Genomic DNA, 16549 nt, shown 5'->3' on the forward strand with positions numbered 1-16549 from the left:
AAACATTTAGTGAAAATTGTATTATTTTTTTTATTATTAAATACATTAGTAAGTGATTGTCAATCACAGAGATTGTTTCCTTATCGGAAGGACACATTTTGGGGATACTGTGATAGTCTAAAGAACATAATAATCAAACCACACTATGATTATGTATATGAGTTTGACAATGATTCAAAACAAGGTATAGTCAGAAAAGGCAATTATATAGGTATAGTTAATGAACGAGATTCGATTTTATTTCCTTTTAGTTCTGATATTATTAACTACTTTAATGATAATTATCTAGTTAAGAAGGAAGGGAAATGGGGTTTAATTAATAAAAAATTTAAGAAAATACTACCATTCTTATATTCTGATATTATTAAATTAAACAATGGGAAATACTTTGCCATAAAACATTCTATCTCCAGAAAAGCGAAGTTCTATGATTCAAGAGTCATATTGAAAAAGGAGTCAAATCGCATTGTTTCTCAATTTAAAGATGGTAGCATAGTTATTACTTATCCTGATAAAAAATATATACCTCAAAAGATAAATTATATCTTTAATAATGGAAATTTCGCAGTACATGCGGGTGAAGATCCTTCTTTATTAAAAATAGGTCTATATATTAATCGGGAAAATTTTCATGATACCTCATATGAGTTTACACCCGAAGTTTTCTGTTGGGAATATAGTACTTACAATAAATATGGACAAAGATTATCTAGGTGTACAAAAAGGAGATACAATTATATGGGCTCGAATCGTTTTTCATCATATAATGCAGAAACTTTCGCAAATAACCTATACGACGATAACTTCAAGAAAATAAATAGTGATTCACTGAATTTTTGTGAACCCTTTCGTTTTTTTAACAATTATTTAAGAATTCAGAGAAATGGTTATAGTTATGTATTTGATACAAATGGTCTATTAGTTGTAAGATTCAAAGGCAATATTCATCAAGATATACTTGCTAACAAATTCTGGGGGCAATTAAATTGGAATTCAAGGTGGGGCATGTATGACTTCAAAAATCAATTATTGATAGATTCGGTATATGATTATGTTTCTTTTTATGATAAGACTAAGAATAGAATTGTAGTAGGAAAAAATAAAAAAAGAGGCATGATAGACACCAGTGGGCGCATAATAGTTCCATTTATATACTCGCATTTACTGAATTTTCATGAAGGATTAGCAGAAGCCGCTTTTAATGATTCGTCTTGTGGATTTATAGATACTAGCAATAAAATTGTTATTCCGTTTGATTATTGTATAAATTACTCACTATTCAATGAAGGCTTAGCTGAGGTTAAGAAACGAAATAGTGGAGTTTATAATTATGGATATATCAATAGAAAGAATGAAATTGTCATTCCTTTAATTTATACCTCAGAATATGATGTTTCATACATCCAAGATAATATTGGTGAGCTATGGGTACACGAATACTTAAGTAAGTCAAAAAATACTTTGCATAGAAAGTTTTATTTTCATAGCAATGGGAAAGTTTTTTATGATCCTTAATTTAATTTTATTTATCATAATTTCATGTTTTCCTTTAAAATATTTGAAGTATTAGCCTTAGTTTTGTGCCACATGAAGAATTTGTAGAGAAAATTATAATAGAAGTGGTTCATTAAGACAAGAACCAAGACAGAGAAGTTGTGTCAATATTTAAATAATTTAATGAAATCAGTTTTTAGGAGTCATACCATTTTTAAAATATATTCAAAATGAAAAAAATATTAATTGGAATCGTCAGTTTTTTCTTTATTTTCATCGCAGCAGCGACAATCCTTCCCTTTCTTTTCAAGGATAAGATAGTTCAAGCGGCTAAGGATGCTGCTAATCAAGAGTTGAATGCGGTCTTGAATTTCGAATCAATTGATGTATCGCTTTTGCAGAATATAAAAAATTTTCCTGATATCACGCTTGTTGTTCATAATCCTTCGATAGCTGGGCTTGGACAATTCACAGGTGATACGTTGGTAAAAATGGACGCTCTCAAATTAGCACTTGATATCAAATCGATATTTCAATCAGCCAAGCCAATGGAGATTCATGGTATCGAGCTCGTGAATGCTGATATCTATGCTAAGGTAGCAGCAGATAGCCAAGCCAATTGGAATATAACTAAAGAAACAACTGAGAAAAAAGAACCTTCAAAGTTTGCCTTAGCCATTCAAAAGATTGTGCTGGACAATGTCAATATTATCTACAAAGATATTCCTGGAAATAATTCCGCTGAAATCTTAGGGCTCAATCATAAAGCCAGTGGAGACTTTACAGAAAATGTAGTTCGATATTCGAGTGAAACAAAGATCCAAGACCTCAGTTATTTTCACGGTTTAATACCTTATTTGAAAAATGCGAACTTAATCAATAAGTCCACGATAGAGATAGACCAAGCTGCTAAAAAATATAACTTTTCAGAAAATACTATTTCACTTAATGATTTAGAGTTGATTTTGAATGGCTATATTCAACAAATGGATAAAGAAGCTATGAGCATGAGTCTGGATTTCAAAACAGAGAATAATGAATTTAAAAAAGTATTATCGCTCATACCCGCAATCTATAAAAATGATTTTAAGAGTATCGAAACTCAAGGAAAATTTGATCTCAAAGGCAAAGTGGAAGGGCTCTATAGAGGTTCAATATATCCCAAAATGGATATCGTATTTAATATTCAAAATGGAGAGTTTAAATATCCAAGCCTTCCGAAAAAAGTCTCCAATATTCAGTTGGCTTCTGCTATCAAAAGTCCAGGAGGTTCACTGGATAATATGAGTATTGATGTTTCTAAATTTTCGATGAATATAGGTAGCGACCCTTTTGAGGGTAGGTTGAAGGTGAGTCAGCCTATTTCCAATCCTTATATGGAGCTTTATTCTAAGGGCAAAATAAATCTCGGAGACGTTCTCAATTTCTATCCCATGGAAGGCGTGAAAAAGCTAGAAGGATTGGTCAATCTGAATCTCGATTTAAAAGCTCGAAAATCTGACTTACAAGCCAAGAATTACACCGCAATCAAAGCAGATGGTACTGCTAATATCAAAGGTATGGTTTATGAATCAGCCACGGTAGAAAAACCAGTTCGGATTTCAGATTTGGTTCTCAATTTTTCTCCACAATACGTCGATATGCCTGCCTGTGTAGGCAATATAGGAGCTACTGATTTTAACTTAAAAGGAAAATTGGAAAATTTTATTGGGTATTATTTATCCAAAGATGAGGTAATGCGTGGAAATTTAAATTTTATAAGCCAAAAAGTGGATATGAATGAATTTGCCTCCGAAGATAAATCAGGTAAAAAGTCGGAGTATGTGATGGTACCGAATAAGATTGACTTTACAGGCAATGCTACCATAGGTGAAATGCTTTATGGCAAAATGAATATTAAAAACATAGCAGGCTCTATGACTGTGAAGGAGGAGAAAATTACCTTGAGCAATGTGAAAGCCGAATTGCTAGGTGGAACTGCCAAAATGAATGCAATTTATAGTACTGTTGGGCAGACCAAGCCCCTGACTGCAGTGCATTACGATATTGAATCCTTTGATATTAATCAAGTGTATAACTATATGGAGAGTGCTCCTAAGTTAGCGCCGATTATGAAGTTCATGACAGGGAAACTGTCCTCTAGTTCTAATCTCACGATGAGTTTATTGCCAGATTTAAGTCCAGATTTGAATACATTGAATGGAGATTTTACAGTAGCTATACCCGTGGCCAAAGTGGTGGGATTGCCCGTACTGCAGCAGATAGCCAGTGTGACCAAACTCAATCAACTAAATAACCTAGAAGCGACCAATATCAAAGCCAATATGTCTTTTGATAATGGAAGAATAGTTCTTCAACCTACGAAATTTAAAGCGAATAATTTAGATATGACCTTAGGTGGATTTCAAGGATTGGATAAATCGATAGACTATAAAATGGCTGTGGATGTTCCTTTCTCTCAACTAGGTAATGCCGCCAGTGTTGTCAATGGTTTAGTATCTAAGTTTAATCTCCCATTTTTGGGAAATATCAATCCTGAAACCATTCGTCTAAATCTCAATATCAAAGGATTTTTCGACAAACCACAAATATCACTCGGAGCGCCAGAAGTACTGTCAGGTGGCAAGCCAACTGATGCCAAAGGTGCAGCTCTAGATGCTGTCAAAAAAACTGGTGAAGACCTGAAAAATCAAGCGATAAAGACCGCTGATAGTATGAAAAATGCAGTGATACATGAGGCCAATAAAAAAGTAGATGAAGCTAAACAAGAAGCAGAACGTAGAGCAGAAGAGGCAAAGAAAAAAGCAGAGGAAGAAGTGAATAAAAAGAAAGATGAGCTATTAAATGAGCTGAAGAAAAAACTGCCGTGGTAGTTTGAGTTGCAGGTTAAAAGTGTGAAAGATTAAAGTTGATTATCCCTTTCCACCTTTGTCGGCGTTTAAACGCATCGTCAAAAACAAATTTATATAACCATTTTACCCTTTATCTCAGCCATACCTTCCGTTGCTTTGATAGCCAACTTTACAAAATCAGAAGGTACAGCGTATTCCTGACAATGAGGGTCTATGATATATTTTTTCTTTGCATTGTGTGCAAAGTGAATCAAATTGGCGGCAGGATAAACCTGTAAGGAAGTTCCTATCACGATTAAAATATCGGCATCATAGACCATATCCGCCGCTAAGTCGAGCAGCGGCACATCTTCTCCAAACCAAACAATGAACGGCCTCAACTGTGAGCCATCCTCCGCTAGATCTCCTAGTTTGATATCGTCTTTCCATTCACATACTAAATTTTTATTCCGATCACTGCAGGCTTTGTATAGCTCTCCGTGCAGGTGAATAACTCTCCTGCTTCTTGCTCTTTCATGCAAATCATCGACATTTTGCGTAATGACAATGACTTCAAAATGTTTCTCTAGCTGGGCTATGATATTATGTGCATCATTAGGTTTTACTTCGGATAACTGCCTTCTTCGTTGATTGTAAAAATCGAGCACCAATTTAGGATTCTTATGCCAACCTTGAATGGACGCCACCTCCATAACGTCATGATTTTCCCATAGACCATTCGCATCGCGAAAAGTGGAAATACCAGATTCTTGAGAAATGCCTGCGCCAGAGAGGATGACGAGTTTTTTCATGGTTTGAGATATTCAGATAATATTCATTCTAATATGTTTCACAACCACCCCTTCTCCTTATACCACTTAACCGTCCGTTCAAATCCTGCATCGACTGTCATTGAGGGATTATAGCCGAAGTCATTCTTAGCTTTTTGGCTGGTACAACTCCATGATTCGCTAACCATCTCACGACCTTTTTGAGTATTGAAGGTTACTGCTCTCCCAAAAAGATTGGCGATAAATTCATAAATATAAGCCACTATGAAAATTACAAAATGCGGCACTCTTAGCTTGATGGCTGAGACCTTCAGAATCTGGGCTGATAGCTCTCCTAGGCGTGGCCAAGTATATTCATCCTCATTACCCCCTAGAAAATAGGTTTGATTTTTTGATTTTTCAGAAATGGCACATTGGTAAAATCCTTTAACTAAATCTCCTACATAGACCAAGGAGACCGACTTGGGTGAAAAGCCGATTAATGGAATAATATGTGATTTGATAGTTTTGAAAAATAAGAGGACTTCAACGTCACGCTCACCATATACGACTGGAGGACGAATAATACTGATAGGTAATCTATCCATATAGGAAATAGCTAGGTCTTCTTCCGCTACTTTACTCATACCATAGTCTGTGAGAGGAAGACGTTCGCAAGTTTCATCATTAGGTTGACCTACTTTCGTAGCTCTGGATGCAGCCAAACTTGATGTCACAATAATTTTTTCAATACTATCAATTCCTATACTTGCTTCTAAAATACAACGAGTGGGTTTGACATTACCTGCCTCAAAACCTGCATAATCAAATGCCTTGACTGTTCCAGCTAGATGAAAAATATAGTTTGCATTATGTTCAGTAAATACGTTTCGTAAGAAATCAATATCTTCAATACCATTTCTATGAATAGTTATATCTAAATCTTTGAGCCATTTATCATCGCTAGATTTTCGCATGAGGCAATGCACTTCATGACCTTGGCTTATTAGATATTCTACCAGATGAGAACCTACAAATCCATTGGCTCCTGTGACAAATGAAATTTTCTTATTCATAGTTTAATTTTCACTTAATTTATTTTTTATCATGCTAGCTAGAACCTTTATGGCTACTTGGTTGTGTCCACCTTGAGGTATAATGATATCGGCATATTTCTTAGTGGGTTCTATAAACTGGTCATGCATAGGTCTTACTGTTTTTTCATACCTATTTAAGACTTCTGCAGCGTCTCGTCCTCGCTCTATGGTATCGCGTTTGATTAGTCGTATGAGTCTTTCGTCTGCTTGCGCATCAACAAATATTTTGACATCAAATAATTTACGTAATGTAGTATCGGTAAATAATAAAATACCCTCTACGACGATTACTTTTTTAGGTTCGATAATTTTGCCTTCTGAGCGCGCGCAGGTAAGATAGGAATATGTTGGTTGAACAATGCTTTGCCCTTTAAGAAGTTGAATAATTTGTTCTTCTAGAAGAGAGAATTCTATAGAATCAGGATGGTCAAAATTCGTCTCTTTTCTAACCTCTGCGGACAAATGACTGATATCTTTATAATAATTGTCCTGTGATAGTAAGATGACATCTTGTTTTGGAAATAGATTCATAATTTTTTTGACTACGGTTGTTTTTCCTGAACCTGAGCCTCCTGCTATACCTATGACCATTTTATATTATAATAAAGATATGTGCAAAATTAAGAATTCGTTGTGAAATGATGAAGGATTATCCCAGTAGCCACAGCTACATTGAGTGATTCCGTTTGTCCAAAGCTAGGTATAGTTAATTGTGAAGTACTTTTTTCAAATATCTCCTTAGAAACCCCATGTGATTCACTACCCATTACTATTAGGCTTTCTTCAATGCTAGAAAAGCTATTTATAGCATTACCATTCAAGGAAGTAGCTAGTATATTTTTAAATTTATATTTCTGAATTAACTGATTGAATTCAAATTCTTTACATTCAACCCGAAAATGGGATCCCATAGCTGATTGTATAACCTTAGGATTGTATAAATCGACACTATTAGGAGACACGAATATTTGCTTGTGTCCATACCAGTCAGCAGTTCGAATAATGGTGCCAAGATTTCCTGGGTCGGTAATTTGATCCAGATACAGGTAAAACTTCTGTTTTTTTAAGTGAAATATATTTATTTCGGGAATATTAACAAGTGCTATGACCGATGGGACCGCAGCATGCTGACTCATTCGTTCTAAATCTTTAGAAGAAGCAGGTATGATTTTCAGATTTAATGATGAATGCTCTAGAACCCAAGCTTCACTGGCATAAATAGCTTCTATCGCTTCAGTTTTATGGTTGATGAGCTCATGAACTATTTTCTCTCCTTCACAGGTGTATTGACCATATTCTAATCTATTTTTCTTAAGATGTAGAGACTTAATAAATTTAATTTGTAAATTTGTGACCACGCAATTCATTCAAACAATATACAAAGTAACTACATTGGCCTTTAATTCTTCTGAAATTTTTAAATTAGTTACAATCAGTATATTGCTGCTAGGCTATTCCTGCAATATATATAAGCAAATACCTGAAAAAAGCTCAGTACTCGTATCAAACCAGATTGAATTAAAAGGTCAAGAAAAGGATATTATCAATGACCTTTTTTACAAAGATGAGATTTATAAAATTCCTGTTCAAAAGCCAAATAAAAAGATATTCGGCATACCTGTATCTCAGCATATATGGGCGTTTTATAACAAACATAAAGTGACTAAGTTTTCTCAGTTTATGAAGACCAAAGTAGGTAAGGCTCCAGTAATTTTTGATTCTACTAAATTAGAGAGAAGTCGTATTTCATTGGAGAACTATTATTTCAATATTGGATATCTTGATAATTATGTGAAGGTTAGTTATCAAATAAAGAAGAAAAGAGCAAAGGTATTGTATGAAGTAGTATTAGGATTGCCATATAAATTGAGAAATATTTATCTGGATACATTGACGCCTATTCAAAAAGAAATTTACAGTGAACGAAAAAATAGTTTGCTTGAAAAGAAAGAAATCCTAAATATAGATAGGTTAGAAAAAGAAATAGCACGAATGACATTTGTAGCAAACGATAAAGGATATTATAATTTCACCAAAGATTTTGTTAGATATAAATTTGATACTTTTCAAAAAACTCATGAGATTGATATCTATGTTAAAATATTAGAGGAGAGTGATTCTACTTACTTTAAAAAGTACAAACTAGATAGTATTTATGTTTTCATCAATTCTTCCAAGGAGCAGGCTAATATCAATACGAGTAGTGTTAATAGACTAGACAATGTGCTTTATGTTCAATCAAAAGATAAGAGATATAATGAAGTATTTCTAAACAGGTTTATAAATAAGACACATGACAGTTTTTATTCGAAAGGAGACATTAATAGAACTATTCAAAAGTTGTCAGAGCTCAATAATTTTAAACTTATAAATTCATCCGTTAGGCTAGAAAATGATACAGCAAAATCCTTAGATCTTATATATACTTTAGCTCCTAGTCCGCGTAGAACTATTTCTCTTGAACAAAGTTTCTATAATTCTACCCTTGGGTTTATTGGAGCTCAGCCTACCTTGAAATATCTTAATAGGAATTTAACTAAAAAAGCAGATAAATTGAGTTTGTCCCTTTCTGGTTCTGTGGAATTTAACGCCTATTTAAATCAGGAAAAAAATTTTTCTGGATTAATCTCACGAACAGATTTATCTATTTTAACAAACTATTCGATTGAGAAGTTTTTATTGCCAAAATTCTTGACAAACAATAGAGATTATTTATTCAATAGAACATTCATAAATTCGAGTTATACCTATAGCAAAAGGCTCGGTTTTTATGATATTCATAATATTGGAACAAGTTTAGAATTTCAATGGGCAAAAAACAAAAGTACAACTTTTAGTTATTCTCCGATTTCGTTTAATGCCATTATTTTTCCTGCCAACTCCGTATCTAATGAGTTTAAAAATACTTTGAGTTTAAATCCCTTTTTGAAGTCCTCATTTAATAATTCATTCATCATTGGTTCATCATTTTGGGTGAGTCATTTAATGCCATTAGGTAAGCAAAAACTAAATTCATTGAGTTTTAGACTCAATTTAGAAACCGCAGGTAATACCGTATTTTTAATAGATAAGTTAGTAGGATTGTCAAAAGGTGAGAATGGAGTAAATTTTGAGGGGATAGATATTTCACAATTTTTTAAATCGCAGTTTGAAGTAGTTAAAACGACTAAAATAACTCAGTTATCTTCTATTCATAGTCGCTTGAAATTTGGTGTAGCCTTTCCATTTGGCAATTCATTAAAGCTCCCTTATATTAAACAATTCTTTATAGGTGGACCCTATTCGCTTCGCGCATTTCAACCGAGAACCATAGGGGCAGGAAGTCATAATCCTGAAGCTAATACCCTAGATAGTTTTCCTCGCGACCAAACGGGAAATATGGTCTTTGAGTTTAATACAGAATTCAGATTTCACATTGTAAGTTTTCTAAAAGGTGCCTTATTTATTGATGGTGGAAATATCTGGAATTCTTCTCGCAATTTTAGTCAAGATGATTTAGGGGTTTTCAAGCTGGATGAATTTTATAAACAAATGTATATTGGAGGGGGCTTCGGGCTAAGAGGAGATTTTAATTACTTCATCATGCGATTTGATGTTGGAATACCAATGAGAGTCCCATATCTAACCAAGAACGATTGGGTAATAGTAGATGCCAAACCTTTCAATCCGGAATGGTTCAGGAATAATTTGGTTATCAATTTTGCTATAGGGTATCCATTTTAATGATTCTTTTTTCCATTTGACAATCCTTTTAGAAAGAAATTAAACCTTTTTGAAGACTATACAGTCTAACCTTCATAAATGGTTATCTATGTTAAAATTGACTCTTTTTAGTGTTTTCCTTTTTAGTTTTATCATTTCGTCGGCTCAATAAGATAGTGTTAATACTATCTCTGAAGGAAAAGGTAGACACAAATATGCAAGAAATCGTTTAAAGTTAACTCCTGAACAGGAAGCTAAATTGAAGGAAATTCACCACAATAGAAAAATAGAAGTGGAGAGAAGAAAAGAAGAAAATAGACTATTTAGCGAGAATATGCAAAAAAGAACGGAGAATGAAGTGTCCCAAGTTTTAACTCCTGAACAACAGGCTGAGTATAATAAAATGAGAGAAGAAAGAAAAGAAAAAATGAAGGAAAAAATTGCTAAAAGAAGAGCAATGCATAATCGTGGAAGATACTCAGGGAAGGTAATACCCGCTGTAGGTTCGACAGCAGATACCACAAAACAATAGTCCATTTATTTGTTTATAAAATTCAGAAGCGGATAAAATTTAAAAATTTTATCCGCTTTGATTTTAAACCAATAGCGACAATTTTAACTTTTTCTACTGTTGTAAATAACCCAGCAATAATAGTTTAGTGCAATAGCCAAAGTTCATTATAATTACTAAGAATACATTTTTAGCCTTTCTGCTTGCACGCGCTCGTCTGCTAAATATTCATCGTATGTCATTAACTTGTCTAGGATTCCTTTAGGGGTCAATTCTATAATTCTGTTGGCAATAGTATTCGTAAATTCATGATCTTGCGATGTAAATAAGACTGTACCCTTATAGTCAATTAAACTTTCATTTAGAGCAGTAATGGCTTCTAAATCTAAGTGACCAGTTGGTTCTTCTAGTAATAGGACATTGCCTTGCTGTAGCATCAATCGCGATAACATGCATCTTACCTTTTCTCCTCCAGATAAGACACTCGATTTTTTAAACACATCTTCACCACTAAAGAGCATTTTTCCGAGAAATCCTCGTATATAGTTTTCGTCTTTATCTTCACTGTATTGTCTCAACCAGTCTACAAGATTTAATGTATCCGTAAAATATTTGTCGTTGTTTGATGGAACGTAAGCTGTGGTAACTGTTTGACCCCATTTATATTCTCCCTTATCGGCTTTGCGTTCGCCTGCTAGTATCTCGTAAAAATATTTTGTAGCTAAGCTATCCTCAGAAAGTATAGCTATTTTATCGCCTTTGTTTATTTGAAAGTTTATTCTCGAAAACAAAATTCCATTTTCATTAGAAGATTCTAAGTTTTCTACTTCCAAAATTTGATTTCCTGCATCTCTGGATTGGGTAAATATAATACCTGGGTAACGTCTGGAAGAAGGTTGAATTTCCGATATGTCTAGTTTTTCTAAAGCCTTTTTTCTAGAAGTTGCCTGTCTGGATTTAGATGCATTCGCGGAGAATCGTCTGATAAATTCTAGTAATTCTTCTTTTTTCTGTTCTGCCTTTTTGTTTTTATCTGCTCGCTGTCTTGCTGCTAGCTGACTTGCCTGATACCAGAATGAATAATTACCTGTAAAAATATTAATCTTCCTAAAATCAATATCACAAATGTGAGTACATACCATATCTAAAAAGTGACGGTCGTGCGATACGACGATAACTGTATTTTCAAAATCAGCTAGAAAATCTTCCAGCCAAGAAATTGTTTTGATATCTAAATCATTCGTTGGTTCATCTAGCAATAAAATATCTGGATTGCCAAATAATGCCTGAGCCAAGAGAACTCTTACCTTCTGATTAGCATCGATTTCACTCATCAAAACTTTATGATTGTCTTCATGCACTCCTAAATTGCTCAATAATTCTGCTGCGTTACTTTCTGCCATCCAGCCATCCATTTCAGCAAATTCTGCTTCCAATTCTGCAACCTTCATACCATCTTCATCATTAAAATCTGGTTTACTATAGAGCGCTTCTTTCGCTTTAATATTTAACCAAAGTCGGTCATTGCCCATCATCACGGTATCGAGTACTATAAAATTATCATAAGCCTGATGATTTTGCTTCAACACAGAAATACGCTCTCCTGGTGTAATTTCTATTCGTCCTTTCGTAGGTTCTATTTCCCCACTTAATATTTTCACAAAGGTTGATTTGCCTGCACCATTGGCTCCTATGACTCCATAGCAGTTACCTTTCGAGAAATTAAGGTTGACTTCGTCAAACAGTACTTTTTTGTCAAATTGCAGACTAAGATTAGATACAGATAACATGGGTTGGAAATTATTTAATTAGATTTCTAATAAAATGATAGAAACTTTCAATTTAAAGGCTGCAAAGCTAGAAGAAATCAGAATAATTAAAGGTAAAAATAAATAAAAATTAATAGAGAAAAACTTTCTAAACAGTTGAATTTTAGCTTAGAGTAGAACAATAGTGCTAAAAATCGCAAAATCCAAAATTTTTCATCTAAATAATTGACTTTCATTATATATTTGCACCCTCTTAAATTAATCAACCAATAAATCTTAATTAAATAATTCAAAATCAATGAGAAAAGCAGATGTAATCGCAAGAATCGCTGACACAACAGGAGTTCCAAAGGTAGATGTGTTAGTAGCTGTAGAGCAATTTTTTAAAGAAGTTAAAAGTTCTTTAGAGAAGGGTGAAAATGTATATGTGAGAGGATTTGGTAGCTTTATCGTAAAACAACGTGCTGCTAAAATAGGTAGAAATATCAAGTCAAATACGGCGATTAATATACCTGCGCATCAGATACCTGCATTCAAGCCTGCAAAAGAGTTTGTAGAAGCAGTAAAGAAAAGCAGCAAAAAGTAAGAAATCAGTTTTTGAAAAACCGTTCCATTCTTATTTATGGATTGGCTATGACATTGGTTTTAGCTATGTATTTACTTCTTCCCACCAAGAAGAATGATAGACTATCGAGTAGTGCAATTGGCGCAAAAAAAATGTCACTCGAGGAGTTTAGATATAACTTTATAAATCAACAAGCAGATAGCACTAAATTAGTTTTAAATCAACTAGAATCTAGATTGAGCGAAGCTAAAGATAGCTTGTCAAATGTTACTGTGTTAACCGATGGAATCAATGTTTATAATAAATTACAAGCTCCTGAAGTTGCAGCTTTATTGGTGTATAAAAAAGCTGGTTTTATAAAGAATACAAACTCTTGGGAACTGGCAGGATCCAATTTCGTTAATTTATTGTCTGACCCGAGGTTAGATACTAGCTTGGTTGCTGATATCTCAGAATATGCCATTCGATCATTTGAGAAAAGTATATCGCTCGATTCAAATAATATAGGCTCTAAATTGAAACTGGCACAGTGCTATTTGCAGCTCACCAATAAGCCAATGGATGGTGTGCAATTATTATTAGGTGTGGTGAGAAAAGATTCTACCAATATAGAGGCACAGTTGCTGTTAGCCAAATTTGGTTTAATGTCTGGACAGCTAGAAAAAGTGGGACAGAGACTCGAAAAAGTATTATCTTTGCAACCTCAGAATATAGACGCACTTCTTATGCGTGCTGAGATGTATGCCCGATCGGAGAAATTCGAACTAGCAGCCAAAGATTTAACGACAGTAAAAAATAATGCAAAAACTGCACCAGCAATGAAGAACCAATTGGAATTGGCTATTAAAGATTTGAAAGCTAGAACGACAATACCCAATCAAACGAAATAAAATAAATTATTAACAAAAAAATATAAAAGTATGCCTTGCGGTAAAAAAAGAAAAAGACATAAGATCGCTACTCACAAGAGAAAGAAGAGATTGAGAAAAAATAGACATAAGAAGAAGTAATTTGTGCTTTGGCACAAAAATTTTACTTATTTGTTTTTTCAAATTTATATCCTAACCTATTTATAACTCTTAAGGACAGAGCTTCGTTTAGCTCTGTCTTTTATTATTTAGTTTGTGAGTCAAGTTTTGGAACGTGAATTAGTCATACAAGCCACTGATTTAGGATGTGATATAGCTCTGCTAGAAAATAAAGAGCTAGTAGAATTTCATCGTGAATCTCGTCAAACTACCCTCAATGTTGGGGACATCTATTGGGCACGGGTAAAAAAGATAATGCCCCCATTAAATGCTGTATTTATAGATATAGGAGAAGGCAAAGAGGCATTTTTACATTATACGGATTTAGGGGAGAAATTTTCTTCTTTTCGTGGATTTTTCAAGCGCGTAATTTCTAAAGAACAGCTAAAAATCGAGCGATTTCAACCTTTAGAGGAGTTTCCTAAGGATGGTAAAATTGGAGATTTTTTAGCAGTGAATGACTATCTAGCAGTTCAAATACTAAAAGAACCAATGAGCAGCAAGGGCGCACGGTTGTCTGCTGATTTATCTATTGCCGGTCGATATTTAGTATTGACCCCTTTTATGCCTCAGTCCAATATTTCTAAGAAAATTACGAATCCAGTTGAGAGAACCAGATTGAGAGAAATTACATCAAAGTTAACTATAAATAATATTGGAGTTATTATTCGAACGGTAGCCGAAGGAAAAACTGTAAAAGAACTTCATGAAGACTTTAATGAGCTATTGGAAATCTGGCAGACTATTTGTCAAAAAATAAGTCAAGCCAATGGCATAGTTAAACTTTTCGAAGAACAATCTAAATCTAATACTCTGCTTCGAGATATACTCAATGACAGTTTTACGAAAATTCATGTACATGGAGAAGAACTTTCCTCTAGTATTAAAACCTACGTAGAGAAAATAGCACCGGAAAAATCAGATATCATAAAGTCTTATACCCAAGAGTCCGTCTTTGAAGTTTTGAATCTGACGCCTAGAATAAAGTCCTCTTTCAACAAAATTATTCCATTGCCATCTGGAGGATATCTAATTATAGAGCAGACTGAAGCTATGTGTGTAATAGATGTCAATAGTGGTGTACATAAGGCTAAGAAAGATTTGTTAGAGAGTAATGAATCTATCCTAAAAACAAATTTAGAAGCAGCCAAAGAAATTGCCAGACAACTTCGTTTAAGAGATATTGGGGGTATCATCGTTATAGATTTTATAGATACCAAGGTGCAGGAAACCCGCGATACTATTTATGAAGGTATGATAGATTTTATGAGACCAGACAAAGCGAGTCACACTATTTTACCCTTATCAAAATTCTGCCTGATGCAGATAACACGCAGCCGGACTAAGCCACAAGAAAAAGTCATCACTAAAGAAGTTTGTCCTAGTTGCAAAGGCTCTGGTAAAGTGTCCAATGTCATTTTTATAACGGATCATATATTTAATAAGCTACAGAGTGTTTTGAAATTTGATAAACATATCACATTAACTGTACATCCTTATGTATATGCTTATTTGACTAAAGGATTAATTTCAGAAATTATCAAATGGCAATGGAAGCTAAAAACTTTCATTAAACTTCGAAAAAACTCTAGTCTAGGAGTGGTAGACTTTAATTTTACAGATAGTCAAGGTCAGGTCTTAGTTTTGTGAGATTGCTAGGATTTTAATATCTTATTTAGCTCAGTATTTTAATTTGTGTATTATATTTATATTCAAATTTTAAACATCGTATAATGAATAGCATAAAAAATAAGTTATTAGTTTTTTTGATTATTATAACTTCTTTGCTAGGATATTTAGAATGGGGTGGTGGTAATAAAGCTTTCCTTTTCGAAATGGAAATGGAGGTTATTTCTAGGCTGTTTTCTAATCCAGGCTCCATCATTCACCCGTTAACCATTCTTCCTATGATAGGCCAGCTGATGCTTATTTTCTCATTATGGCGAGAACCATTTTATAAAAAAATGGCATTTTGGGGTTTAGGACTCATCGCTATTTTACTTGTCTTCATTTTAGTAGTTGGGGTCATAAGTTTAAATTGGAAAATCGTGGTTAGCGTTATACCATTTTTAATTTTGTCTGGAATGTTTTATTTTTTAAATAGAAAATAAAACATTATCAGCTTGATATGAATGTCACGGTGCTGACATACGCCTATGGCGATATCGTCAGCATTTGAATATCATTTTAACCTTATTGAAAAAAAAATGGAAAAAAGTAGTCCCACGCAGACCGATGACGATTCAATCAAATTTTCAATTTGATATGAATGTCACGGTGCTGACATACGCCTATGGCGATATCGTCAGCATTTGAATATCATTTTAACCTTATTGAAAAAAAATGGAAAAAAGTAGTCCCACGCAGATTTGAACTGCGGACCTCTACATTATCAGTGTAGCGCTCTAACCAACTGAGCTATGAGACTATTTGTTTTTTTTAAGCGCTCGTAATCCCTTGTAATACGGGAAACTATGAGACTTTTTAATTTTCTGCAATCTAGCAGATAAAAAAAATCACCCGCCAAAGACGGATGATTATGATTTATAAAGAACAAATAAGAATAAAAAAGAAAAAAGGTAATGCTGATGCAAACAAGTTGATCAGCATTTTATCAAGCGTAGTTGATAAAAGCAGTACATCAGAGCCTCTAAAAAGGAGGTATTCCAGCCGCACCTTCCGGTACGGCTACCTTGTTACGACTTAACCCCAGTTACTGGTATTACCTTGGACAGCTCCTTTCGGCTACCGTCTTAAGGTACTCCCAACTTCCATGGTTTGA

At 33.9% G+C, this 16549-nt stretch carries 14 protein-coding genes, 1 tRNA gene and 1 rRNA gene; 9 read left to right on the top strand and 7 right to left on the bottom strand.

Going from position 1 to position 16549, the window contains the following annotated elements:
• Positions 1-9 precede the first annotated feature (9 nt).
• The gene (locus JNL75_06655) at positions 10-1515 is read left to right on the top strand and encodes a WG repeat-containing protein (GenBank protein MBL7789499.1); all 1506 of its coding nucleotides are present in this window, start codon (positions 10-12) and stop codon (positions 1513-1515) included.
• Positions 1516-1724: 209 nt separating this feature from the next.
• Positions 1725-4367, top strand: a complete 2643-nt coding sequence (locus tag JNL75_06660) for an AsmA-like C-terminal region-containing protein (protein MBL7789500.1) — start codon at positions 1725-1727, stop codon at positions 4365-4367.
• Between the two features lie 89 nt (positions 4368-4456).
• Here JNL75_06660 and JNL75_06665 read toward each other — a convergent pair whose 3' ends face one another.
• Genes JNL75_06665 through JNL75_06680 form a run of 4 tightly spaced genes read right to left on the bottom strand, consistent with a single transcriptional unit; the run spans position 4457 to position 7550 of the window.
• Positions 4457-5137 carry an NAD-dependent deacylase gene (locus JNL75_06665; protein MBL7789501.1) on the bottom strand — a complete coding sequence of 227 codons (681 nt, stop codon included), beginning with the start codon at positions 5135-5137 and terminating at the stop codon, positions 4457-4459.
• A gap of 38 nt (positions 5138-5175) precedes the next feature.
• Positions 5176-6171 (bottom strand): NAD(P)-dependent oxidoreductase, encoded by a 996-nt coding sequence (locus tag JNL75_06670; GenBank protein MBL7789502.1) that lies wholly within the window; start codon positions 6169-6171, stop codon positions 5176-5178.
• A gap of 3 nt (positions 6172-6174) precedes the next feature.
• Positions 6175-6783, bottom strand: a complete 609-nt coding sequence (gene udk, locus JNL75_06675) for a uridine kinase (protein MBL7789503.1) — start codon at positions 6781-6783, stop codon at positions 6175-6177.
• Positions 6784-6812: 29 nt separating this feature from the next.
• Positions 6813-7550 (bottom strand): RNA methyltransferase, encoded by a 738-nt coding sequence (locus JNL75_06680; GenBank protein ID MBL7789504.1) that lies wholly within the window; start codon positions 7548-7550, stop codon positions 6813-6815.
• Between JNL75_06680 and JNL75_06685 the strand changes: the two genes are divergently transcribed.
• Complete coding sequence (locus JNL75_06685) at positions 7543-9915, top strand: BamA/TamA family outer membrane protein (GenBank protein MBL7789505.1); 2373 nt, start codon at positions 7543-7545, stop codon at positions 9913-9915. The genes JNL75_06680 and JNL75_06685 overlap by 8 nt on opposite strands.
• A 238-nt stretch (positions 9916-10153) precedes the next feature.
• A complete protein-coding gene (locus JNL75_06690) occupies positions 10154-10426 on the top strand; it encodes a hypothetical protein (GenBank protein MBL7789506.1) in 273 nt (90 codons plus the stop codon).
• 155 nt (positions 10427-10581) lie between these two features.
• Here JNL75_06690 and JNL75_06695 read toward each other — a convergent pair whose 3' ends face one another.
• Positions 10582-12195 (bottom strand): ATP-binding cassette domain-containing protein, encoded by a 1614-nt coding sequence (locus tag JNL75_06695; protein ID MBL7789507.1) that lies wholly within the window; start codon positions 12193-12195, stop codon positions 10582-10584.
• 277 nt (positions 12196-12472) lie between these two features.
• Here JNL75_06695 and JNL75_06700 point away from each other — a divergent pair, with 277 nt between their 5' ends.
• The 5 genes from JNL75_06700 to JNL75_06720 all read left to right on the top strand — a co-directional run bounded on the left by JNL75_06700 (position 12473) and on the right by JNL75_06720 (position 16083).
• Positions 12473-12760, top strand: a complete 288-nt coding sequence (locus JNL75_06700; GenBank protein MBL7789508.1) for an integration host factor subunit beta — start codon at positions 12473-12475, stop codon at positions 12758-12760.
• A gap of 11 nt (positions 12761-12771) precedes the next feature.
• Positions 12772-13629: a hypothetical protein gene (locus tag JNL75_06705; protein ID MBL7789509.1), complete on the top strand. Its 858-nt coding sequence runs from the start codon at positions 12772-12774 to the stop codon at positions 13627-13629.
• A gap of 234 nt (positions 13630-13863) precedes the next feature.
• Positions 13864-15417, top strand: coding sequence for an Rne/Rng family ribonuclease (locus tag JNL75_06710; GenBank protein MBL7789510.1), 1554 nt, complete (start codon positions 13864-13866; stop codon positions 15415-15417).
• Between the two features lie 83 nt (positions 15418-15500).
• The gene (locus tag JNL75_06715) at positions 15501-15878 is read left to right on the top strand and encodes a hypothetical protein (GenBank protein MBL7789511.1); all 378 of its coding nucleotides are present in this window, start codon (positions 15501-15503) and stop codon (positions 15876-15878) included.
• A gap of 64 nt (positions 15879-15942) precedes the next feature.
• On the top strand, positions 15943-16083 hold the full coding sequence (locus tag JNL75_06720; GenBank protein ID MBL7789512.1) for a hypothetical protein: 141 nt from the start codon (positions 15943-15945) through the stop codon (positions 16081-16083).
• A gap of 38 nt (positions 16084-16121) precedes the next feature.
• Here the strand turns inward: JNL75_06720 and JNL75_06725 are convergent.
• Both JNL75_06725 and JNL75_06730 read right to left on the bottom strand, forming a co-directional pair.
• Positions 16122-16195 (bottom strand) — tRNA-Ile (locus JNL75_06725).
• A 226-nt stretch (positions 16196-16421) separates the two neighbouring features.
• A 16S ribosomal RNA gene (locus tag JNL75_06730) occupies positions 16422-16549 on the bottom strand; the annotation flags it as partial.

The organism is Chitinophagales bacterium, from assembly GCA_016787225.1.
In the GTDB taxonomy this organism is placed as follows: Bacteria; Bacteroidota; Bacteroidia; order Chitinophagales; family JADJOU01; genus CHPMRC01.